This window comes from Rhizobium sp. GN54 (genome assembly GCF_021026345.1).
GTDB lineage: Bacteria > Pseudomonadota > Alphaproteobacteria > Rhizobiales > Rhizobiaceae > Mycoplana.
Map to the genome: position 1 here is coordinate 123,517 of NZ_JAJNCZ010000008.1, position 21,086 is coordinate 144,602.

19 protein-coding genes are annotated in these 21,086 nt (G+C 67.8%); 10 read left to right on the plus strand and 9 right to left on the minus strand.

The window, feature by feature from the left end:
* Positions 1 to 122 precede the first annotated feature (122 nt).
* Positions 123 to 668, plus strand: a complete 546-nt coding sequence (locus tag LQK81_RS19805) for a GNAT family N-acetyltransferase (protein WP_230808108.1) — start codon at positions 123 to 125, stop codon at positions 666 to 668.
* A gap of 117 nt (positions 669 to 785) precedes the next feature.
* Here LQK81_RS19805 and LQK81_RS19810 read toward each other — a convergent pair whose 3' ends face one another.
* The 4 genes from LQK81_RS19810 to LQK81_RS19825 are packed head-to-tail and all read right to left on the minus strand — an operon-like array spanning position 786 to position 7,613.
* Positions 786 to 2,855, minus strand: coding sequence for a hypothetical protein (locus tag LQK81_RS19810; protein ID WP_230808109.1), 2,070 nt, complete (start codon positions 2,853 to 2,855; stop codon positions 786 to 788).
* Complete coding sequence (locus tag LQK81_RS19815) at positions 2,856 to 5,669, minus strand: DUF4159 domain-containing protein (RefSeq protein WP_230808110.1); 2,814 nt, start codon at positions 5,667 to 5,669, stop codon at positions 2,856 to 2,858.
* Complete coding sequence (locus LQK81_RS19820; RefSeq protein WP_230808111.1) at positions 5,666 to 6,586, minus strand: DUF58 domain-containing protein; 921 nt, start codon at positions 6,584 to 6,586, stop codon at positions 5,666 to 5,668. Before LQK81_RS19820 ends, LQK81_RS19815 begins: the two co-directional genes overlap by 4 nt.
* Positions 6,587 to 6,599: 13 nt before the next feature.
* Complete coding sequence (locus tag LQK81_RS19825) at positions 6,600 to 7,613, minus strand: AAA family ATPase (protein WP_230808112.1); 1,014 nt, start codon at positions 7,611 to 7,613, stop codon at positions 6,600 to 6,602.
* A gap of 162 nt (positions 7,614 to 7,775) precedes the next feature.
* Here LQK81_RS19825 and LQK81_RS19830 point away from each other — a divergent pair, with 162 nt between their 5' ends.
* Genes LQK81_RS19830 through LQK81_RS19840 form a run of 3 tightly spaced genes read left to right on the plus strand, consistent with a single transcriptional unit; the run spans position 7,776 to position 10,287 of the window.
* Positions 7,776 to 8,399 (plus strand): DUF1285 domain-containing protein, encoded by a 624-nt coding sequence (locus tag LQK81_RS19830; RefSeq protein ID WP_230808113.1) that lies wholly within the window; start codon positions 7,776 to 7,778, stop codon positions 8,397 to 8,399.
* The gene (locus LQK81_RS19835; protein ID WP_230808114.1) at positions 8,396 to 9,028 is read left to right on the plus strand and encodes an NUDIX hydrolase; all 633 of its coding nucleotides are present in this window, start codon (positions 8,396 to 8,398) and stop codon (positions 9,026 to 9,028) included. Before LQK81_RS19830 ends, LQK81_RS19835 begins: the two co-directional genes overlap by 4 nt.
* Entirely contained in the window at positions 9,025 to 10,287 is a 1,263-nt protein-coding gene (locus LQK81_RS19840; protein WP_230808115.1) for a CCA tRNA nucleotidyltransferase, read from the plus strand. Before LQK81_RS19835 ends, LQK81_RS19840 begins: the two co-directional genes overlap by 4 nt.
* 131 nt (positions 10,288 to 10,418) lie before the next feature.
* Here LQK81_RS19840 and LQK81_RS19845 read toward each other — a convergent pair whose 3' ends face one another.
* The 3 genes from LQK81_RS19845 to hemF all read right to left on the minus strand — a co-directional run bounded on the left by LQK81_RS19845 (position 10,419) and on the right by hemF (position 12,064).
* On the minus strand, positions 10,419 to 10,604 hold the full coding sequence (locus LQK81_RS19845; protein WP_230808116.1) for a DUF1059 domain-containing protein: 186 nt from the start codon (positions 10,602 to 10,604) through the stop codon (positions 10,419 to 10,421).
* A 133-nt stretch (positions 10,605 to 10,737) separates the two neighbouring features.
* Positions 10,738 to 10,983: a hypothetical protein gene (locus LQK81_RS19850; protein WP_230808117.1), complete on the minus strand. Its 246-nt coding sequence runs from the start codon at positions 10,981 to 10,983 to the stop codon at positions 10,738 to 10,740.
* 169 nt (positions 10,984 to 11,152) lie between these two features.
* Positions 11,153 to 12,064, minus strand: a complete 912-nt coding sequence (gene hemF, locus LQK81_RS19855) for an oxygen-dependent coproporphyrinogen oxidase (protein ID WP_230808118.1) — start codon at positions 12,062 to 12,064, stop codon at positions 11,153 to 11,155.
* 178 nt (positions 12,065 to 12,242) lie between these two features.
* Here hemF and LQK81_RS19860 point away from each other — a divergent pair, with 178 nt between their 5' ends.
* The 3 genes from LQK81_RS19860 to LQK81_RS19870 all read left to right on the plus strand — a co-directional run bounded on the left by LQK81_RS19860 (position 12,243) and on the right by LQK81_RS19870 (position 15,172).
* On the plus strand, positions 12,243 to 12,503 hold the full coding sequence (locus LQK81_RS19860; protein ID WP_112611839.1) for a hypothetical protein: 261 nt from the start codon (positions 12,243 to 12,245) through the stop codon (positions 12,501 to 12,503).
* Positions 12,504 to 12,623: 120 nt separating this feature from the next.
* Entirely contained in the window at positions 12,624 to 13,826 is a 1,203-nt protein-coding gene (locus tag LQK81_RS19865; protein WP_230808119.1) for an MFS transporter, read from the plus strand.
* A 62-nt stretch (positions 13,827 to 13,888) separates the two neighbouring features.
* Complete coding sequence (locus tag LQK81_RS19870; RefSeq protein WP_230808120.1) at positions 13,889 to 15,172, plus strand: hemolysin family protein; 1,284 nt, start codon at positions 13,889 to 13,891, stop codon at positions 15,170 to 15,172.
* A gap of 63 nt (positions 15,173 to 15,235) precedes the next feature.
* On the opposite strand, the gene soxR is transcribed toward LQK81_RS19870, so the two are convergent.
* Positions 15,236 to 15,691 (minus strand): redox-sensitive transcriptional activator SoxR, encoded by a 456-nt coding sequence (gene soxR, locus LQK81_RS19875; protein WP_230808121.1) that lies wholly within the window; start codon positions 15,689 to 15,691, stop codon positions 15,236 to 15,238.
* Positions 15,692 to 15,765: 74 nt separating this feature from the next.
* On the opposite strand from soxR, the gene LQK81_RS19880 reads away from it, so the two are divergent.
* Complete coding sequence (locus LQK81_RS19880; protein ID WP_230808122.1) at positions 15,766 to 16,338, plus strand: NADPH-dependent FMN reductase; 573 nt, start codon at positions 15,766 to 15,768, stop codon at positions 16,336 to 16,338.
* Between the two features lie 40 nt (positions 16,339 to 16,378).
* On the opposite strand, the gene LQK81_RS19885 is transcribed toward LQK81_RS19880, so the two are convergent.
* Positions 16,379 to 16,840: a tRNA (cytidine(34)-2'-O)-methyltransferase gene (locus tag LQK81_RS19885; RefSeq protein WP_230808221.1), complete on the minus strand. Its 462-nt coding sequence runs from the start codon at positions 16,838 to 16,840 to the stop codon at positions 16,379 to 16,381.
* Between the two features lie 394 nt (positions 16,841 to 17,234).
* Here LQK81_RS19885 and LQK81_RS19890 point away from each other — a divergent pair, with 394 nt between their 5' ends.
* Together LQK81_RS19890 and LQK81_RS19895 are read left to right on the plus strand one after the other, a co-directional pair.
* Positions 17,235 to 19,088, plus strand: a complete 1,854-nt coding sequence (locus tag LQK81_RS19890; RefSeq protein ID WP_230808123.1) for an ABC transporter ATP-binding protein — start codon at positions 17,235 to 17,237, stop codon at positions 19,086 to 19,088.
* 127 nt (positions 19,089 to 19,215) lie between these two features.
* Positions 19,216 to 21,084, plus strand: coding sequence for an ABC transporter ATP-binding protein (locus LQK81_RS19895; protein ID WP_230808124.1), 1,869 nt, complete (start codon positions 19,216 to 19,218; stop codon positions 21,082 to 21,084).
* The last annotated feature ends 2 nt before the right edge of the window (positions 21,085 to 21,086 follow it).

The following is a 21,086-nucleotide window of genomic DNA, read 5'->3' on the forward strand; positions in this document are numbered from 1 at the left end:
TGATCGGAACGACCGGACAGAACGATGTTCTTTGCAGGAAACCCGCGACGACGCTGATGCACGTGACGCCTCCCTAAGAGGCGAAGCCATCTCCTATTGTCTCGCACACGGTTCCTGTCCCCATGCCCAAGCACGACCTCGTCTACCTGACCGAAGACGCGTCCCACGACGCAGCCATCGAACTCATCAACGAAGAAGCCTTCGGCCCCGGCCGGCACGTGCGTGCCGCAGCTCGGATCCGCGAGCAGGGGCCGCACGACCTGTCGCTCTCCTTCATCTGCACGGACGACGGCGAGACGATCGCTTCGGTGCGGATGACGCCGGTGACGGCGGGTTCGGTGAAGGGCCACCTGCTCGGCCCGCTCGCCGTCCGGCCCTCGCACAAGAACCGGGGCATCGGCCGCGAGCTGGTGCGGATCGCGGTGGAGGCGGCCCGGCGGAAGGGTTCTGAGGCCGTCATCCTCGTCGGCGATCCGCCCTATTATGGCCCGCTCGGCTTCGAAAAGGTCGCCTACAACGCGCTGGCCTTCCCCGGCCCGGTGGACCCGAACCGGGTGCTGGTCGTCCCCATCGCCGCCGATACGCACGCGCGGCTGAAGGGGGAGATCGGCTGGCGGCCCTACGATGAGGCTGGGGCCGGTCCGGTCGCGTTCGCACAGGCGAGCTGACGCGGCCTGCTGCGCTCTGGAGTCTGTCAGCTTCATACTGAAGCAGTCAGACTCCCGCTTTCTTTGTTATCGTTTGTCTTTTCGGGAAAACCGGATTCCACTTTTCCCTGACAAATCCTAGCGCCCCTCGCGATACCATGTGGCCGACAGGGCCAGCAGCAGCAGGCCGACGCCGGCGAAGCCGGCGAACAGCGGCAGGCTGTCGATGCCCTTCAGCACCGTCTCGTTGGTCATCCGCAGCGACAGCCGCTGCGGATCGGGTGCGCGCACGGCGCCAGAGACCGGCAGGAGCGGGGGAACGCTGAGGCTGCCCTCGTCGTCGGCCAGCCGGTGGACGATGCCTTTCGTGCTTTCGGCGAGCGGGGCCAGCGTCTCGGTGGTGGAGATCGTCGCCTTGAACTCCGGCGCATCGACGGCGCCGACATGGACGAGTGCAGTCAGGCCCTCGTTCTCGATCTCGTACAGTCCGGTTTCGGTCGTCCTCACCTCGGCCTTGTAGAGGCCGGGGCCGTCCTCGCGCAGGTCGACGGGGCGTGTCTCGCCGGAGGGCAGCTTCATCATCGCCGGCCCGGGCGCGTCCTTGATCGTCTGGCGGGTGATCTCCAGCGTGCGGCCGAAGGCGCGCGCCGTCAGCGCCTCCTCCTCCAGTGCCGGCTCCTGCATCAGCCAGTGGGCGGTGCGCCGGTAGAGCGAGACATGCGGGCCGCCGCCCTCGAAGCCACGCGCCCAGAGCCAGCCCTGGTCGGAGAGCAGCATGGCGACGCGGCCCTTGCCGTAGCGGTTGAGCACCAGCAGCGGATTGCCGTCGGCGCCTTCCATCACGGTGTTGCCCTGCGGGGGCGCGACGTCGACGGTGCGGAACCAGCGGCCCCAGTGCGGCGGCTCGTCGAGCGCGCCTTCCAGGCCGCGGGTGACCGGGTGCTTGCGGCCCTGCTCGGACAGCCGCGGGAAGAAGGCCTTCTCGTTCATCACGCCGGTCGGCGTCGCCGGCAGGACCACGGACAACGGCGTATAGGCGATCGAATCGTTGCCGGCGTGCTCGGGGCCGGCGGCGATCAGGAGCGCGCCGCCGTTTTCGACATACTGGGCGATGTTGTCGTAGTAGAGGATCGGCAGCACGCCGCGGTGCTGGTAGCGGTCGAAGATGATGAGGTCGAATTCGTTGATCTTATCGACGAAGAGTTCGCGCGTCGGAAAGGCGATCAGCGACAGCTCGTTGATCGGCGTGCCATCCTGTTTCTCCGGCGGACGCAGAATGGTGAAGTGGACGAGGTCGATCGCCGTGTCCGACTTCAAAAGATTGCGCCAGGCGCGTTCGCCGGCGTGGGGCTCGCCGGAGACGAGCAGCACGCGCAGGTTCTCGCGGATGCCGTCGATGATATGGACGGCGCGGTTGTTGGCGGTGGTGATCTCGCCCTCGACCGGATCGACCAGGAACTCCAGCACGTTGTTGCCGCCGCGCGGCACGGTGAAGCGGAAGGGCGTCTCGGTGCCCGGGATTGCGGTCTCCGAGGCGATCTCGTTGCCGTTGAGGCGGATCGTCACGCGCGCCGCGGTGCCGGGGCTCACGCCGTCGTCGGTGACGCGGAACTTCAGCTCCTGCGGTTCGCCGACGATGCCGAAGCGGGGCGCGTTGAGGACCTCGATGCGCCGGTCGAATTCGTCCTTCCGCCCGGTGATCAGCGCGTGCACGGGCGCATCGAAGCTCGAGAACGCGGCGGGATCGGGGATATCGTGCACCTGTCCGTCGGTGACGAGGATGGCGCCGCCGACGCGCGAGGGCGGGACGTCGGCAAGGGCCGAGGTCAGCGCGTCGAACAGGCGGGTGGAGGGCGTGTCGGAATCCGGATCGTCTCCGGCCTCGACGATGCGCGGCTCGATGCGCGGATAGCGGGCCAGCCGCTCCTTGAGCGCGGTGAGCGCCTCGTCTGTCATTGCGGTGCGCTCGGGATTGTCCTGGCTCTGGCTGCGGTCGACGATCACGGCGACGACGGTGGACAGCGCATCGCGCTGCTCGTTCATGACGACGGGATTGGCAAGGGCCAGAAGCAGGAGCGCGAAGGCAAGCGCGCGCAGGGGGGCGCCGCGCACGCGCCGCCACAGGGCGAAGACCGCAAGGACGACGGCGATTGCCGCGAGAGCGCCGATCACAGGCCAGGGGAGGAGCGGGGAAAAGGCGATGTTCATCTACTGGCCGAGCCTTTCGAGAAGCGCGGGAACATGGACCTGGTCCGCCTTGTAGTTGCCGGTCAGCATGTACATCATGATGTTGACGCCCGAGCGGAACGCATGCTCGCGCTGGACCTCGTCCGGCGGAACGGTCGGCAGCAGCGCCATGCCGTTGGCGTCGATCGCCCAGGCCCCGGCGAAGTCGTTGCCGGTGATCATGATCGGCGTCACGCCGTCGCCGGAACGGGCGGGGCGGTTCGGGTCCTGCTGCTGGTCGAGTTCGGCCTCGACCCAGAGCGGGCTTCCGTTGAAGCGGCCGGGGAAATTCGTCAAAAGATAGAACGACTTGGTCAGGACGTGTTCCGGCGGAACGGGTTCCAGCGGCGGAATGTCGAGATTGGCCAGGATATCGCGCAGGCGCTGGGTGTTGGGGCTGGTGTCGCCGCTGTCCAGCGAGGAGAACTGGTCGCGCGTGTCGAACAGGACGGTGCCGCCGTTGCGCATATAGGCGTCGATGCGGCTGATCGTGGCCGGGCTCGGCATCTCGGCGGATGCGCTCACCGGCCAGTAGAGCAGCGGAAAGACGGCGAGTTCGTCCTTGGAAATGTCGACGGGCACCGGCGCGCCGGGCTCGAGCGTGGTGCGGTAGGTCAGGAACTCGGTCAGCCCCGCCAGCCCGCGCTCGGAGACGCGGTCCACCTCCGCCTCGCCGGTGACGACATAGGCGAGGTGGGTGGTGTCCATCCGGTCGAGCAGTGCGGCGTCGTCCGGCCGCGTGTCGTCGGCAAATGCCGGGGCCGGCGCCAGCGTGGCGAGCGCCAGGCCGAGGCCGAGGGCGAGCGCAAGGGCGGTGGCGCCGCGCGTGACGGCAGGCCGGAAGCGGCGCGCAAAGGCGCCGCCCATGACGAGCACGATCAGGCAATCGGCGAGCAGCAGCAGCGCCGCGATCAGGAACAGCGTCGGCTTCAGCGACTGCGCGACCTGGCCGATCAGGCTTTCGCGGGCGACGGTGGGGGCGTCGGCCGAGGGCAGCGGCGCGAGGCTTGTTCCCGCCGGAAACAGGTTGTGGGCCAGAAAGCCATCCTGCGAGCCGTAGAGGCCCGGAGGATTGTCGGCGGTGGCTGGGACCGCGCCGGCGGCGGCCGGGTCGAGCGGCTTGGCTTCCCCGGTATCGGTCGAAAGCGTGCCCGTGGCCGTGAGCAGCCGGAAGGGCGGCAGGTGCTGGCCCTGCGTCTCGCCGGTGGCGGCGACGCCGCCACCGCGCGACAGCTGCACGCTGCGGCGGAGCATCTCGACGAAATCGCCTGATAGCGGCAGGTTGGACCAGCCGGTCTCGGCGCTGACGTGGAAGAGCACGATGCGGCCGGCGCCGACCTTGCCGGTGGTCACGAGCGGCGTGCCGTCGGCGAGGCTCGCCCAGGTGCGCTCCGGCAGGTCGGGGGTCGGCTCGGCCAAGACCTGCCGCTTGACGAGGACGTCGCCCGCGCGCGGCATGCCGGCAAAGGGGCTGGTCGGCGGATAGTCGGCGAGCGGCTGCGGCTCGGACCAGGACAGGGCCCCGTCGAGCGCGCGCTCGCCCTTGCGCAGCACCACCGGCACCAGCGGGTCGTCGGCGGGGGCGGCGGCCAGGCGCGGGCCGGCGAAGCGGATCAGCATGCCTCCGGCCTCGAGCCAGCGCTGCAGCGGCGCATAGGTCTCCTCCGGCAGGCGGCCGACATCGGCCATGATCATCACGGAGGGGCGCTGCTCCAGCAGTTCGGGAATGCCGGCGGCAAGGTCGGCGACGTTGGGCCGGACGAGATCGGAGAAGGGCGCCAATGCCTGCTCGATATAGTGCAGCGAGGACAGCAGCGGCTGGCTGGCGTCATGCGTCTCGCCGGTGAGCAGGGCCACGCGGCGGCGGCGGAAGCCGTCGTCCAGCATGTAGGTGCCGCCGGCGGTCGCAAGGCCGTCGATCGTCACCTGGGCGAAGTCGTTGCGCAGTTCGAAGGGGGCGGCGATGCTGCCGGCGCCGGTTGCTTCGCCGGCGGCGAAGGTCAGGGTGCCGTTGGCGATCGCCCGGCCGCGGGTGTCGTGCGCGGTCAGCGCCAGCGTGCGCGCCTCGCCGGCGGCAAGGCGGCTGGCAGTCACGTCCATCGTCTCGGCGTCGTTGTTGGCGTCGGTCAGCGCGACCGTGCTGCGGCCGTCGCCCTCGACGAGGCGCAACTGCGCCGGCTGCAGCTCCTGCAGTGCGGGGACCGTGCCGTCGTCGTCGCTGCCGGCGATGCCGTCGGAGAGGAAGGCGAGCGTGCCGGGCGGGGTGCCGGCCAGCGCCGTCCGCAGCGCGGCGACCGCCTGCTCGCGATGGGCGGGCAGGGGGCGCGGCTGGGCGGCGGCAAGCCGCGTGCGGGCAGTCGCCGCATCGGTGGGTACGGCATCGTGCTGGCGGTCGACGGTGAAGACCACGGAGATCGGCAGGTCGCGCGCCTCGGCGTCGTCGATCATGGCATTTGCCGTGTCGACGCGGCGCTGCCAGTCGCCGGCTGCCGCCCAGCTGTTGTCGATCACCAGCACCAGCGGGCCGGAGGCCACGAGCGTGTTCTCGCGCGGATTGAGCACGGGATCGGCGATCGCGAGGATCACGGCGGCCGCCATCAGCATGCGCAGCAGCGTCAGCCACCAGGGGCTGCGCGCTGGCGTCTCCTCGCGCTTGAGGATCGAGGCGAGGATGCGGAAGGGCGGAAAGGCCTCGACGACGGGCTTCGGCGGCGTCAGCCGCAAGAGCCACCAGATCGCCGGCAGCACGACCAGGGCTGCGAGCACGGCGGGATAGGCGAAGGCAAGGCCGCTCATCGGCGATCTCCGGCCATCTTCGGCGCCGGCATGCCGGAGAGGTACATGTGGACGGCGACCAGGGCCTCCGAGGCGAGATGGTCGGTGCGGTGGGCGACGAAGCTCCAGCCGAGATGGCGCAGGCTGTCGGCAAGTGCGGCCCGGCGGGCCTGGTAGGCGCGGGTGTAGTCCTCCCGCAGCGTCTCGGCGCGGCCTGCCGTCAGCTTCTGGCCGGTCTCGGGGTCGGTGAATTCGGTGCGCCCGGCATAGGGGAAGGTGTCCTCGGCGGGATCGGCGACCTCGACCACATGGCCGCGCAGGCCGCGCCGGGCGAGCGGAGCGAGGCGCTCCATGATCGCATCCGGCGCGTCGAGGAAATCGCCGATCAGGACGATGTCGCTGGAGCCGCGGATCATGTCGGTTCGCGGCAGGCCGTCGGTGAGCGGGCTATGGGCGATGGCGGTCGCGAGCCTTTCTGCGGCATTGCGTGCGGCGATCGGCTCCATCACGCCGGGGCAGCCGATGCGTTCGCCGGAGCGGGCCAGGATCTCCGCCAGCGCCAGCATGACGACGAGCGCACGGCTTTCCTTCGAGACGGCGCCGAGCTGCGACTTGAACATCATCGACGGCGACAGGTCGGCCCAGAGCCAGATCGTGTGGGCTGCCTCCCATTCGCGGTCGCGCACATAGGTGTGGTCGTCGCGGGCAGAGCGGCGCCAGTCGATGCGCGACAGGCTCTCGCCGTCGACATAGGGGCGGAACTGCCAGAAATTCTCGCCGATGCCGCGCTTGCGGCGGCCGTGCCAGCCGGCGATCACGGTGTTGGCGAGGCGACGGGCCTCGACCAGGCAATCGGGGATCAGCGCTGCGCGCGCCTGCGCCCGGGAAAGCACTTCGGCCGACGGTGTACGCTCGACGATGGTTCCGATGGCGGCCATTCAGCGCCTCCCGTCAGCCGCGGGCCTGCCGGACGAGCGAGGCGATCACGTCGCGCACCGATATGCCCTCGGCGCGGGCGGCGAAGGTCAGCGCCATGCGGTGCTGCAGCACCGGCTCGGCGAGCGCCAGAACGTCGTCGACCGAGGGCGCGAGACGGCCCTCGTAGAGGGCGCGGGCGCGGGCGCAGAGCATCAGCGCCTGGCCGGCGCGCGGGCCGGGACCCCAGGCGACCTGCTTGTCGGTTTCGGCATTGCCGTGGCCCGGGCGGGCGGAACGGACGAGCGCGAGGATCGCGTCGAGCACTGTCTCGCCGACCGGCATCTGGCGGATCAGCGTCTGGATCTCCTGCAGGCGGTCGGCGGTCAACGCCTGGCCGGCCTCGGCCTCGGCCAGGCCGGTCGTCTCCAGGAGGATCCGGCGCTCGGCGACGAGGTCGGGATAGTGAACGTCGACCTGCAGCAGGAAGCGGTCGAGCTGCGCTTCGGGCAGGGGATAGGTGCCCTCCTGCTCCAGCGGGTTCTGGGTGGCGAGCACGTGGAAGGGGCGGGGCAGGTCGTTGGCGCGGCCGGCGACGGTCACGTGGTATTCCTGCATCGCCTGCAGCAGCGCCGACTGGGTGCGCGGCGAGGCGCGGTTGATCTCGTCGGCCATCAGGAGTTGGGTGAAGATCGGGCCGGGGACGAAGCGGAAGGAGCGCTTGCCGTTCTCGTCCTGGTCCATCACTTCCGAGCCGAGGATGTCGGACGGCATCAGGTCGGGGGTGAACTGGATGCGGCTGGAATTCAGGCCGAGCACGGTGCCGAGGGTGGAGACCAGCTTGGTCTTGGCAAGGCCCGGCACGCCGACCAGCAGCGCATGGCCGCCGGAGAGAACGGCCAGCATCGTCTGCTCGACGACGCTTTCCTGTCCGAAGATGACCTTGCCGACCTCCTGGCGTACCCTTGCGATGTCGGCCAGGGCGCGCTCGGCGGCTGCGACCACGGCCTTTTCGTCGAGAGCTGCCTCGGAGGATGTCATAACGCCCATGGTCGTCTCCAGAATACCGGGTTACGCCTTCCGTCGGGCCGAAGCTGCTGTCGCTCCAACGGTCGATTGTTGAGCTTATCGGCTCACCTGCTGCTGACAAGCCATGTCGAAATGACTATCTCGTCACAAGTGCTTGAAATAGGAGCCAACCGGGACGGAACAATGGCGAAGGGCGATATTCAGGCCTCGGGCGACGCGGCCGGACTGGCGGCGCTGATTGCGCGCGCGGCCGCCGACAAAGGCGACCAAAACCGCGGCCTGCCGCCCGTGGAGAAGTGGAATCCTCCCGATTGCGGCGACATCGACATGGAGATCAAGGCCGACGGCACGTGGTTCTACATGGGCACGCCGATCGGCAGGGCGCCGCTGGTGCGGCTGTTTTCCACGGTGTTGCGGCGGGAGGAGGACGGCAGGACCTGTCTCGTAACACCTGTGGAAAAGGTCGGCATCCGCGTCATCGATGCGCCGTTCGTCGCCGTCGAGATGGAAGCGGTCGGCGAAGGAGAGACTCAGGTGCTGACGTTTCGCACCAATGTCGGCGACGTCGTGGAGGCCGGAACCGACCATCCGCTGCGGTTCGTCGTCCACGGCGATAACAAAGAATTGAAGCCCTACCTGCATGTCCGCGGCCGGCTGGAAGCGCTCGTTTCGCGGCCGGTCATGTACGACATCGTGGCGCTCGGCGAGACGATCGCGGTCGAGGGGACGGAGATGTTCGCGGTGCGCTCGGGCGGCGTCGTGTTTCCGGTCATGCCGGCGGCGGAGCTGGAAGCGCTGATTCGATGAGTTTCCCCCTCTACAGCGCGACAGAATTCCGCCGCCGCGCCATCGAGCAGTCGCGGACGATCACAGCCGACAGCTGGCGCGAGAGCGGCGACGCCAGGATGAACCCGGGGACGGTCGCCCATGTGCAGGAGATGACGCTGAAGGACGCGGCCGTGCTGGTTGCCGCCGTGGACGAGGGCGACGATGCGCGCCTGATCTTCACGCAGCGCACCGCGACGCTGCGCAAGCATTCCGGCCAGATCGCCTTTCCGGGCGGGGCGGTCGACGAGGACGACCACGACGTCGAGGCGGCCGCCGCGCGCGAGGCGGAAGAGGAGATCGGGCTCGATCGCCGGCTGATAGAGACGGTCGGACGCCTGCCGGACTACATGGCGCTCTCCGGCTTCCGCATCACGCCGGTGCTGGCGGTGGTGCAGCCGGGTTTCTCGCTGACGCTCAACCCGGTCGAGGTCGACGACGTGTTCGAGGTGCCGCTGTCGTTTTTGATGGACCCCGCCAACCACGAGACGGGAAGCGGCGTCTGGCTCGGCGGCGAGCGTCATTATTACCGCATGCCCTATGAGGGGCGGAACATCTGGGGCATCACCGCGGGCATCGTCCGGGTGATCTATGAAAGGCTCTACGCATGACGTCGCTTTCGGATCAGGCCTGGTTCAGGCAACCGGCGCTGCGGCGCGTGCTCGATCTTCTGAACGCCGACGGCGGCGAGGCCCGCATCGCCGGGGGTGCGGTCCGGAACGCGCTGATGGGCGTGCCGGCCGGGGATGTCGATATCGCCACGACGCTCGTGCCGCAGGAGGTGGTCGCGCGGGCAAAGGCCGCCGGGATCAAGGCGGTGCCGACCGGCATCGACCACGGAACCGTGACACTGGTCGCAAGCGGCACGCCCTTCGAGGTGACGACGCTGCGCCGGGACGTCGAGACGGACGGCCGGCGGGCGCAGGTGGCGTTCGGAACGGACTGGCAGGAGGACGCCGAGCGGCGCGACCTCACGATTAACGCGCTCTATGCGACAGCGGAGGGGGAGGTCATCGACCTCGTGGGCGGATTGCCCGACATCGAGACGAGGACCGTGCGCTTCATTGGTGACGCGGCACAGCGGATCGCCGAGGATCACCTGCGGATCCTGCGCTTCTTCCGCTTCTTCGCCTATTACGGCGGCGGCCGTCCGGATGCGGACGGGCTTCGGGCCTGCGCGCGGGCAAAGGACAAGCTCGCATCGCTCTCGGCCGAGCGCGTCTGGTCGGAGACCAAGAAGCTCCTTGCCGCGCCCGATCCGTTCCGCGCGCTGCTCTGGATGCGGCAGTCCGGCGTGCTTTCCGCCATCCTGCCCGAGACCGAAAAATGGGGCATCGACGCCATTCCGGCGCTCATTGCGACCGAACGGGCGCTGAAATGGGATCCAGATCCGCTGCTGCGGCTTTCGGCGATGGTGCCGCCGGATGGCGAGCGGCTCGCGGCCCTGTCGGAGCGGCTGCGGCTGTCGCGCGCCGAAGCGGCCACGCTCACCAGCTGGGCCGCGGCGCCGGAAATCCCGAAGACGCTCGCCGATACGGCCTTCGGTCGGATGCTGTACCGGAACGGCCGCGAGGGCCTGACGACGCGCCTGAAGCTTTCACTCGCCGCGGCACGGTCGAAGGCAGAGGGGGGCGATCCCGCGGCGATGGCGGAGAGCGCCCGCGTCCAGCGCCTGCTGGACCGCGCCACCCGTTGGATACGTCCCGCATTCCCGCTGTCCGGCGCCGACGTGCTCGCCGCCGGCATCGCCGCCGGTCCGGCTGTCGGCAAGATGCTGGAGACGCTGGAGACGGAATGGGTGGAGGGGAACTTCAACCTCGACCGCACGGCGCTGAAGACGCGCCTGCAGGCGCTGGCGAAGGGCGCCTGACGGCAGGTTTCGCCGGCGCGAGGGCAGGTGCTGCCGGGCGGTACCGGACCGTGAGCCCCGGCATGGAAACGCCGCGCAAGTCGGTTGCGCGGCGCCGGTCCGGTGGGGTCGTCGGAAAAGGCGATGGCCGCTCAGGCGCTCACCTTCTCGTCGACGATCCGTGCCTTGATGTTCTCGACCATGTTCTCGCGAATGACGGTTTCGCCATGGGCGGTGCGCAGGTGCTCGACTGTGCGGCGGACGACTTCCGCATCATTGTCGGCGCGCGTATGCCACTCGCATCCGGGGACGAGCGTTCCACATTCAAACAGTCTCATGGCATATCTCCCTGTGTTTGTGCTGTGTTCGTGCCTGGCACTTTCTTGGTCCCCGCCGGTCGTGCGGCCGGACCGGGGCGTGACAAGGGGGCAACGCGGAACGGACGGCGTGGTTCCGCTCCGCAGGCGAAGATCAGCGCCTCGCCCATGCGTCGAAGCAGGCCGACGTCTTCTGGTCCTGGCCCTTGGCGGCTCCGGGGGGTGATTTTCCCGCCGGCTGTTGTCCGGCCAGTTGCTGGCGGGCCTGTTGCAGATAGTATTCCCGCGGCAGGCTGGTGCCGCTTGCGATACGGATGTTTTCAGCGATGCGGTTGATGAGTTCGGCATTCCCGAGAACATTCTCCTCGCTTCTCGGCGTGCCGGCAGCCGTATTCGTCATGATAACCCTCCTCCGATGGAACCATGCAGGACAATCGTAGCATAGGAAACACTAGTCCGGTATGCGCCGGGGACGGTTGACCCAACGCAAATACGCGTGAACGGATTGTGTCCGGGCGGTTCCCGCTTCCGGCCGAGGCTCGGCCGGTCAGCATCCGGTCAGCATCCGGTCAAGGCCAGCGAACCACCGGAGGCATGGAGGAGAGGATGGATTCGACGTTGCCGCCGGTCTTCAGGCCGAAGATCGTGCCGCGGTCGTAGAGCAGATTGAACTCCACGTAGCGGCCGCGGCGCACGAGTTGCTCGTCGCGGTCCTCCTCGGTCCAGCCGTTGTTGAAATTCGAGCGGACGATCTTCGGATAGACGAGGCCGAAGGCGCGGCCGACGTCCTGCGTGAAGGCGAAATCGGCCTCCCAGCCGCCGGCCTCCTTCGGCGAATGCAGCCAGTCGTAGAAGATGCCGCCGACGCCGCGCGGTTCGCCCCGGTGCTTGAGGAAGAAATATTCGTCGCACCAGGCCTTGAACTTCGGATAGTCGGCGACCGGGTGGCGCTTGCAGGTGATCTCCATGGCGCGGTGGAACAGCATCGTGTCGGGGTCGGCCTGGGAGCGCCTGCGGCCGAGCATCGGGGTCAGGTCGGCGCCGCCGCCGAACCAGTGGCTGGTGGTGACGACCATGCGGGTGTTCATGTGCACGGTGGGTACGTTGGGATTGACGGGATGCGCGATCAGCGAGATGCCGGAGGCCCAGAAGCGCGGATCGTCGGCGGCGCCGGGGATCTGGCCGCGGAACTCGGGCGAGAACTCGCCGTGCACGGTGGAGGTGTGGATGCCGACCTTCTCGAAAACGCGGCCCGACATCATCGACATGCGGCCGCCGCCGCCGTCACCGTCCTCGCGCTGCCAGTCACGGCCGACGAACCGCCCCGGCTCGCGATCGCCGAGCGGCCCCTGGAGTTCGTCCTCGAGGGCTTCGAATGCCGCGCAGAGCTGGTCGCGCAAGCTCTCGAACCACGCCCGGGCGCGCGCCTTGCGCTCGGCTATGTCGTCCGGCAGGCCCCTTGGCAGGTCCGGTCGTTCCATCGTCTGTTCCCCAGCGGGGCCGCATCGCGCGGCCGATTCTGCATCCGTGGCCCATTTCCCATTTTTCGCCGTCCTTTGGCAACCGTCGGCCGCGATTCACCTGAACAGGGCGGGACTCGCCAAAGTCGCGCCGGCATCCTATCTTGCAAACATGAATGTGCTGCCGGAGGCTTTCTGAATGGCGCGTATTCCAGGTCCCCCGCCGCTCGACGGCCTGAAGCGGCGGATCGAACAGAGCAGGCAGGCGCGCACCGCGCAGCAAAAGGGCCACTTCGTCCGCGAGACCTACCAGCTCGAGCGCGATGCCGCGCGCCAGAAGGCGCGGGAATGGTTCGAAACCTGGCCGAAGGCCGCTTACTGGACCGAGGTGGAAAGCTGGCGGCCCCTGGAAGGTGACCGGATCGAATTCACCATGCGCCGGCTGCCCAGCGCGGACTGACGGGTCCGATCCCGAAGCGTTCTACGGGGCCCGCGTCGATTTGTCGTCGGTTGTAGCGCGGCAGACACATCGGTTTTTGCGCGCATGCGGTAGGAGGGCGCTCCACCGGATTTTTCCCGCATGTTCCGCGCCGTCGCGATCCTTTCCGTTACCCAGATCATCTCCTGGGCCACCATGTTCATGGCGGTGTCGGTGCTGGGCGATGCGATCGCCACGGATCTCGGCCTGACGGCGGCGGAGGTGTTCCTCGGCCCGTCCGCGATGCTGGTGGCCATGGCGCTCGCGTCGCCGGCGACGGCCTTTCTCTACCGGCGCGTCGATCCGCGCATGGTGCTGGTCGCGGGGAGCCTTGCCGCCCTTCCGGGCTTCGTCCTCCTCGCCACCGCGCAGAGCCCTGCGGTCTACTATGCCGGCTGGGTGGTGCTCGGGATCGCAGGCGCGGGCGCGCTGACGAATGCGGCGCATGTCTACCTGTCGCAGGCGTTTTCTATCGCCGCCCGGCGGGCGATCGGGGCGCAGATGCTCGCCATGGCCCTGGCGCCGACCGTCTCCTGGCCGGCGGCCGCCTTCCTGCAGCAGGCCTTCGGCTGGCGGGCGACCTTCGTCCTCTTCGCGGGCGCCATGCTGCTGGTCGTCGTGCCGCTGACCCTCTTCGGGCTGCGGCCGGTGCGGCCGGCGATTTCGATGCGGGATGTCGATACCGGCCGGCGCAGCGCGACCGGCCGCCGCTACTGGCTGGTCATGGGCCTGATCGTCGGGGCGATCGCGCTGAACGGCTTCGTCACCTGGGGCTTCCAGCTCGTCGTCATCGCGCTGTTTCGCGATCTCTCCGTCCCGACAGCGCTCGCCGTCGGTTTCGCGTCCGCGATCGGCGTAGTGCAGATGTCGGCGCGGCTGATCGATTTTCTCGGCGGAAACCGCTGGGACGGGCTGACGACGGGGCTCGTGGCGGCCGGCCTGATGCCAGTGTCGCTCGCGGTCCTGATCGCAGGTTCCGGCGCCCAGTGGTCGATCGTCGCCTTTCTCGTTCTCTACGGGCTTTCCAGCGGCGCCATGGCGGTCAGCCGGGCGACGATGCCGCTCGTCTTCTTCGAGGGCGCCGATTATGCCACCGCGATCGCCCGCGCCGGCCTGCCGCTCAACCTCGCCTTTGCCGCAGCACCACCCCTCTTCAGCTTCATGATCGACGGCTTCGGCAGCCGGGCGGCGCTGCTGGTCGCGCTTGCCCTTTCGCTCGGTACGCTCGCCTGCCTCGCGGCGCTGAACGCAATTCGCCCGAAGGTAGACAAGGAGTGCATTGACCGGGAACCACGCGCCCCTTAGATTGCGGCCATCTGAAACAGCTGAAAGGTGCCGGTTCGATCAATGCGTCCGGCGAACACCGCTTGTTCGAACTCGCGATTGCATTTCTTCTTATCGTCATCAACGGTCTCTTTGCCCTTTCCGAACTCTCCATCGTCTCGTCGCGCAGGGTCCGGCTGAAAACAATGGCCGCCCAGGGGCGGCGCGGCGCCGAGGCCGCCATCCGGCTGGCCGACAATCCCGGCAGGTTCCTCTCCACGGTCCAGATCGGCATCACGCTGGTCGGCATCCTCGCCGGCGCGGTCTCGGGAGCGGCACTCGGCGGGCGGCTCGGCCAGATCCTGCTCGACGCCGAGGTCCCGGCCTGGCTCGCAGGCCCGCTCGGCTACGGCATCGTCATCACGCTGATCACCTATCTCTCGGTCGTGATCGGCGAACTCGTGCCCAAGCAGATCGCGCTGCGCAATCCGGAGCGCTTCGCCTGCATGGTGGCGCCCGGCATGTCGCTCCTGTCCAAGGTCGGCGGCCCGTTCGTCTGGCTGCTGGACGGCTCGACCAAGGTCATCTTCCGCATCTTCGGCCTGCACGAGGCGCCCGAAAGCGTCGTCACCGACGAGGAGATCAAGGCGGTGATGGCCGAGGCCGAGGCCGCCGGCGTCATCGAGAGCGGCGAGCAGAGCATGATCGCCGGCGTGATGCGCTTCTCCGACCGCGAGGCTCGCGGGCTGATGACGCCGCGCAAGGACGTGGACTGGATCGACCTTTCCGACGATCCGGCCGAGCTCCGCCAGCAGATCTTCACCAGCCAGCACTCGCGCCTTCCGGTCAGCGAGGACGGCATCGAATCGATCATGGGCATCCTGCAGACGCGCGAGCTCCTGCCGGCCATCGCCTCCGGTGCGCCGTTCGACATCCGCAGCTACATCCGCCAGGCGCCGGTCATCCCGGACGGCATGGACGCGATGCGCGTGCTGGAGGCGCTGCGCTCGTCCGACGTGCCGATGCTGCTGGTTCACGACGAATACGGCCACTTCGAGGGCGTGCTGACGCCGGCCGACGTGCTCGAGGCGATCGCCGGCGTGTTCCGCTCCGACATCGGCGAGGGCGAGGAGGACGACTATGCGGTCGAGCGTGCTGACGGTTCGTGGCTGATCTCCGGCTCCATGCCGATCGACGAACTGGCGGACCGCTTCGGCCTCTCCCTGCCGGAAAACCGCAACTACCAGACGGTCGCCGGCCTGATCATCGACGTGCTGCAGCACCTGCCGGTCACCGGCGAGATCGCCCAGACACAGGGCTGGCAGTTCGAGATCGTCGACATGGACGGCCGCCGGATCGACAAGCTGCTGGCCAGCAAGCTTCCCTGACGAAACGGGCAGTTCCCCTCCCCGGAATGACGGTTACCCGTACCGGGACGGTACGGGTGGCGGTCAGGGCTCGATGAGCCGTGCGCCGCTGCCGTCGCGGCCAAGCGCATCATAAGGGTTGCGCAGGGGGCATTCCTGCATCGACAGGCAGCCGCAGCCGATGCAGCCCTCCAACTGATCGCGAAGGGCGGTCAGTCTCGCGATGCGCTCGTCGAGCATCTTGCGCCAGCGCAGCGACAGCGCGTGCCAGTCGGCGCTCGACAGCGGCCGGTCGTGCGGCAGGGCCGACAGCGCATCGGCGATCTCCGAAAGCGGAATCCCGGTTTTCTGGGCGATCTTGATCACCGCCACCCGGCGCAGGATCGAGCGCGGGTAGCGGCGCTGGTTGCCGCGGTTGCGGTTGCTGCGGATCAGCCCCTTGGTCTCGTAGAAATGCAGTGTCGACACGGCGATGCCGCTGCGGGCGGCGACTTCGCCGACGCTCAGTTCGAAGGGGATCTTTTGTTCCGGATTCGGCATGGGCGCTGTTGACCTCAACTATGGTTGAGGTTTTATAGCATCGTCTCCGTAGCCTTTGAAACCGGAGTCACAGCATGAAAGAGCATATCCGCGTCACGATGATCTATGGCAGCGCCCGCGAGGAGCGTTTCTGCGATACGGTGGCCGACTGGCTCAAGGCGGAACTGCGCGAGGTCGGCGGCTGCGCGCTGACGGTCCTCGATCCCGCCGAACTGACCTTTTCCGCCGGCGGGCCGGACGAGCTTTCGGCGGCGATCATCGAGACGAGACTGGAGGCGGCGGATGCCTTCCTGATCGTCGTGCCGGAATACAATCACGGTTATCCGGCCGTATTGAAGGCGCTGATCGACAGCGCCTACCGGCCCTGGCATGCCAAGCCCGTCGCCTTCGTCTCCTATGGCGGCGTTTCCGGCGGCCTGCGCGCCGTCGAGCAGCTCAGGCAGGTGTTCGCCGAACTGCACGCCGTCACCATCCGCGACACCGTGAGCCTGGCGCACGCCTGGTCGCATTTCGATTCGCAGGGCCATCCCTTCCGCCCGGCGCAGATGCGAGGACCGCTGATCGTCATGATGCAGCGGCTGTTCTGGTGGGCGCGGGCGCTCAGGAACGCCCGCGAGGAGAGCGTCTATGACAGCGCGGCCGCCTGAGGTGCAGGCCCGGGGCGAGGGCGGTGGCGGAGCGGGCGGCTCAGGCGAAGCCCGTCTGCCGCAGCGCCTCGCCGGCGATCATCGCGGCCGACATGGCGACGTTGATCGATCGCTGCCCCTCGACCATCGGGATGAGGATGCGGGCGTCCGCCCGCGCGTGGACGTGATCGGGAACGCCGGCGCTCTCGCGGCCGAAGAGCAGCACGTCGTCCGGCCGGTAGGCGACGTCGACATAGGGCGTCGCCGCCTTCGTCGAGGCGAGGACGAGCCTGCGGCCGGACGCCTCCCGCCATTCCTCGAAACGCTCCCAGGTGACGTGGCGGGTCAGCGCGACGGCGGCGAGATAATCCATGCCGGCGCGTTTCAGGCTGCGGTCGGAGATGTCGAAGCCGGCCGGCTCGATCACGTCGACGCCGAGCCCGAGGCAGGCGGCAAGGCGCAGGATCGTTCCGGTGTTGCCGGCGATGTCGGGCTGGTAGAGGGCGATGCGCAGGTCGGACATGCCCTGCCATAGCGCAAAGCGGAGCCTTGCCAAAGGCCCTCTTCGTCGGTCCGGGCGGCAGTTTGTGCCGATCGCGCAACAGGCCGGGGGCGGATGACGCCGGAATTGGCGGAATGCGCTGGCAAAACGACGCAATTCAGGTTAACAAGCGTCATCCTCAACGCGAGAACAGGGAGGCAGCCGGATGGACACAGCTTATCGACCACGCCTCCTTGACGGCCTATTCCGCCGCCTCGCCTAGGCGCTCGACGCTCTTTTCCAACTTCGCCTTTTCAATCGACCGCATCCGGCCCCGTTCGCCGCCATGCGGCCTTCCCGGCCCGAAGTGCCCGCCCGCCCATGGCGCAGGCCGCTTTCGAGAGGGTCCGGGTCAATTTTCGGAGAGTGAACCACCATGTTCGGCTGGTTTGAAAGCAGACTGAATCCCTATCCTGCCGAGGAGCCGACGCTTCCGCCGCAGGGTCTTTTCGCCTTTTGCTGGCACTACACCAGACCCGCGGCGCCGTGGCTCTTCATCATGGCGATCCTGACGGCGCTGATCGCCGTCGGCGAGGTGATGCTGTTCCAGTTCCTCGGCAATATCGTCGACTGGCTGTCGAATGCCGATCGCGCGAGCTTCCTTCAGACGGAGGGGACGCGGCTCTTCTGGATGGGGGCGATCGTGCTGGTCGGCCTGCCGCTGGTGGTGGCGCTCGATTCGCTGATCATGCACCAGGTGCTGCTCGGCAACTATCCGATGATCGCGCGCTGGCAGATGCACCGCTACCTCCTGCGCCAGAGCATGACGTTCTTCGCCAACGAGTTCGCCGGGCGCGTCGCGACCAAGGTGATGCAGACCTCGCTTGCCGTGCGCGAGACGGTGATGAAGATCCTCGACGTCTTCGTCTATGTCGTCACCTATTTCGTCACCATGATCGCGGTGGTGGCGAATGCCGACGTCCGGCTGGTGGCGCCGCTGATCGTCTGGCTGACCATCTACGTGGCGATCGTCTGGTATTACGTGCCGAAGCTGCGCAAGATCTCGTCCGAGCAGGCCGACGCCCGCTCGATGATGACCGGGCGGATCGTCGACAGCTACACCAACATCGCAACGGTGAAGCTGTTCTCGCATGCCGGCCGCGAGGAGGATTATGCCCGCAACGGCATGGACGAGTTCCTGCAGACCGTGCACCGGCAGATGCGCAAGGTGACGATGTTCCACATCCTCGTCTACGTGAACAACTGCGTGGCCCTGTTCGCCATCGGCTCGCTGTCGATCGGCTTCTGGCTGAACGGCGCGATCTCGGTCGGCGCGATCGCGATCGCGATCGGCCTTGCCATGCGCATCAACGGCATGTCGCAGTGGATCATGTGGGAAGTCTCGGCGCTGTTCGAGAACATCGGCACCGTCTATGACGGCATGGGCATGATGACGAAGGCGCACGACATCACCGACCATCCGCAGGCCGAAATCCTGTCTGCGAAGAAGGGTGCGATCGACTTCGAGGGCGTCGGCTTCCACTATGGGCGCAGCAAGGGCGTGATCGGCGACCTGTCGCTTGCCATCGCAGCCGGCGAGAAGATCGGCCTCGTCGGCCGCTCGGGTGCCGGCAAGACGACAATGATGAACCTGCTCCTGCGGTTCTACGACCTGGAGAGAGGGCGTATCACCATCGACGGACAGGACATCGCCAGGGTCACGCAGGACAGCCTGCGCAGCAAGATCGGCGTCGTGACGCAGGACACCTCGCTGTTGCACCGCACGATCCGCGACAACATCGCCTACGGCCGGCCGGATGCGACCGACGCCGAGATCATCGAGGCGGCCCGGCGCGCCAATGCCTGGAGCTTCATCGAGGACCTGGTCGACCTGCACGGCCGCAAGGGCCTGGACGCCCAGGTCGGCGAGCGCGGGGTCAAGCTCTCCGGCGGCCAGCGCCAGCGGATCGCGATTGCCCGCGTGTTCCTCAAGGACGCGCCGATCCTGATCCTCGACGAGGCGACCTCGGCGCTCGATTCTGAAGTCGAGGCGGCGATCCAGGAGAACCTGTTCGCGCTGATGGAGGGCAAGACGGTGATCGCGATCGCCCACCGCCTGTCGACGCTGACGGAAATGGACCGGCTCGTCGTGCTGGACAAGGGACACATCCACGAGATGGGCACCCATGCCGAGCTCGTCGCGAAGGGCGGCATCTATGCCGACCTGTGGACCCGTCAGTCCGGCGGCTTCATCGCCGACGACGAAAAGAGCGAGGCGGCGGCGGAGTAGCGCTGCCGCCGGCAACAGGAAACCGAACGCGGCGCGTCTCTCAGGCGCGCCGCCAGCCTCGTCCGGGCCGGCCTTGCTTGCCGAAGTTTAATTTGCCGCGTCGCGGAATCGGCCTATATCTTCGGCCATGGTCCTGCGCGCGCTCTTCTCCTACTTCGAAAACTGGATCAGGCCGTTCGCGCGGACCGAGGATCTGCGCCCGCCCTCAGGCCTGATCGGCTTCACCGCGTTCTACGTGCGCCAGGCGCCGGGGCCGTTCGTGGCCATGCTGATCCTCGGCGGGCTGACGGCGGCGATCGAGGCGGCGACCTTCTGGTTCGTCGGGCGGGTCGTCGACATCCTGGCGAGCGTGAAGCCGGAGGACGGCTGGGGCGGCCTGATCGCCGGGCACGGCTACGAACTGCTGGCGATGCTGGCGCTGATCGGCATCGTCCGCTTCGCCGTCACCTTCCTGACGGCGCTGTTCGACCAGCAGGTCATCACCCAGGGCTTCTACAACATGGTGCGCTGGCAGTCCTATGCGCATGTTGCCCGCCAGTCGCTCTCCTTCTTCCAGAACGATTTTTCCGGACGGATCGTCACCAAGGTCTGGTCGGCCGGACAGGCGACGGGGGACGTCATCACCTCGTTCATGGAAAGCGTCTGGTTCGTGACGATCTACGCGGCCTCGACGCTGGTGCTGATCGGCGGGCTGGACCTGCGGCTGGCTTTGATCATCTGCGTCTGGATCGGCGTCTTTTCGCTGCTGGCACGCTTCTTCGTGCCGCGCATCCGCTACCATTCGAAGGAATCGGCCGAGGCTGCCTCGATGCTGAACGGCCGCATGGTCGATGCCTATTCCAACATCCAGACGCTCAAGCTGTTCGGCCGCGACGACGTCAACGACCGCTACATGCTGCAGGGCTTCGAGACCTACCAGGAGACGATCCGGCGCTTTGCCCGGTTCCTCACCGGCGTGCGCGCCTCGATGGCGCTGCTGTCGGGCATCATGATCGTTTCGATGGGCGTGCTCTGCATCCACCTCTGGCTCGCCTCCTCGATCACCTCGGGTGCCGTCGCCTTCACTATGGCGCTGGTGCTGCGGCTCAATTTCCTGCTCAACCGGCTGATGACGCAATTGAACAACATCATGCGCAACATCGGCACGATCCAGAATTCGGCCGAGCTGATCTCTCAGCCGATCGGCCTGGTCGACCGGCCGGATGCCCGGCCGCTGGCGGTGAGCCGGCCGGAGATTCGCTTCGAGAACATCCGTTTCCACTACGGCCGCGAATCGGGCGTGATCGAGAACCTGTCGCTGACCATCAAGCCGGGCGAGAAGGTGGGCATCGTCGGCCGCTCGGGCGCCGGAAAGTCGACGCTGGTCAACCTGCTCCTGCGCTTCTACGAGCTGGAGGGCGGGCGCATCCTCGTCGCCGGCCAGGACATCGCGGCGGTGACGCAGGAGAGCCTGCGCGCGAATATCGGCATGGTGAGCCAGGATACCGCGCTGCTGCACCGCTCGATCCGCGACAACATCCTGTTCGGCAAGGCCGATGCCAGCGAGGCGGAAATGATCGAGGCCGCCGCCGAGGCGGAGGCCAACGAGTTCATCCTGCGGCTGGAGGACCAGCGCGGACGCCGCGGCTACGACGCCCATGTCGGCGAGCGCGGGGTGAAGCTCTCCGGCGGCCAGCGCCAGCGGATCGCGATCGCCCGCGTCATGCTGAAGGACGCGCCGATCCTCGTCCTCGACGAGGCGACGTCGGCGCTCGATTCGGAAGTCGAGGCGGCGATCCAGTCCAACCTCTCCCGGCTGATGCACGGCAAGACCGTGCTTGCGATCGCCCACAGGCTCTCCACCATCGCCGCCCTCGACCGCCTGGTGGTGATGGACCGCGGCCACATCGTCGAGCAGGGATCGCATGCCGAACTCGTCGCCAAAGGCGGCATCTACGCCGAGCTGTGGGCACGCCAGTCCGGCGGATTCCTCGCCCAGGATGCCGCGGCGGAGTAGCG

What these genes read in the sequence shown, in the direction of transcription:
- LQK81_RS19805 (WP_230808108.1), top strand. Translation starts at nt 123, where the DNA reads ATGCCCAAGCACGACCTCGTCTACCTGACCGAAGACGCGTCCCACGAC.
- LQK81_RS19880 (WP_230808122.1), top strand. Translation starts at nt 15,766, where the DNA reads ATGAAAGAGCATATCCGCGTCACGATGATCTATGGCAGCGCCCGCGAG.
- LQK81_RS19865 (WP_230808119.1), top strand. Translation starts at nt 12,624, where the DNA reads ATGTTCCGCGCCGTCGCGATCCTTTCCGTTACCCAGATCATCTCCTGG.
- LQK81_RS19830 (WP_230808113.1), top strand. Translation starts at nt 7,776, where the DNA reads ATGGCGAAGGGCGATATTCAGGCCTCGGGCGACGCGGCCGGACTGGCG.
- LQK81_RS19890 (WP_230808123.1), top strand. Translation starts at nt 17,235, where the DNA reads ATGTTCGGCTGGTTTGAAAGCAGACTGAATCCCTATCCTGCCGAGGAG.
- LQK81_RS19850 (WP_230808117.1), bottom strand. Translation starts at nt 10,983, where the DNA reads ATGACGAATACGGCTGCCGGCACGCCGAGAAGCGAGGAGAATGTTCTC.
- LQK81_RS19820 (WP_230808111.1), bottom strand. Translation starts at nt 6,586, where the DNA reads ATGGCCGCCATCGGAACCATCGTCGAGCGTACACCGTCGGCCGAAGTG.
- LQK81_RS19840 (WP_230808115.1), top strand. Translation starts at nt 9,025, where the DNA reads ATGACGTCGCTTTCGGATCAGGCCTGGTTCAGGCAACCGGCGCTGCGG.
- LQK81_RS19825 (WP_230808112.1), bottom strand. Translation starts at nt 7,613, where the DNA reads ATGGGCGTTATGACATCCTCCGAGGCAGCTCTCGACGAAAAGGCCGTG.
- soxR (WP_230808121.1), bottom strand. Translation starts at nt 15,691, where the DNA reads ATGCCGAATCCGGAACAAAAGATCCCCTTCGAACTGAGCGTCGGCGAA.
- LQK81_RS19895 (WP_230808124.1), top strand. Translation starts at nt 19,216, where the DNA reads ATGGTCCTGCGCGCGCTCTTCTCCTACTTCGAAAACTGGATCAGGCCG.
- LQK81_RS19815 (WP_230808110.1), bottom strand. Translation starts at nt 5,669, where the DNA reads ATGAGCGGCCTTGCCTTCGCCTATCCCGCCGTGCTCGCAGCCCTGGTC.
- hemF (WP_230808118.1), bottom strand. Translation starts at nt 12,064, where the DNA reads ATGGAACGACCGGACCTGCCAAGGGGCCTGCCGGACGACATAGCCGAG.
- LQK81_RS19860 (WP_112611839.1), top strand. Translation starts at nt 12,243, where the DNA reads ATGGCGCGTATTCCAGGTCCCCCGCCGCTCGACGGCCTGAAGCGGCGG.
- LQK81_RS19810 (WP_230808109.1), bottom strand. Translation starts at nt 2,855, where the DNA reads ATGAACATCGCCTTTTCCCCGCTCCTCCCCTGGCCTGTGATCGGCGCT.
- LQK81_RS19885 (WP_230808221.1), bottom strand. Translation starts at nt 16,840, where the DNA reads ATGTCCGACCTGCGCATCGCCCTCTACCAGCCCGACATCGCCGGCAAC.
- LQK81_RS19845 (WP_230808116.1), bottom strand. Translation starts at nt 10,604, where the DNA reads ATGAGACTGTTTGAATGTGGAACGCTCGTCCCCGGATGCGAGTGGCAT.
- LQK81_RS19835 (WP_230808114.1), top strand. Translation starts at nt 8,396, where the DNA reads ATGAGTTTCCCCCTCTACAGCGCGACAGAATTCCGCCGCCGCGCCATC.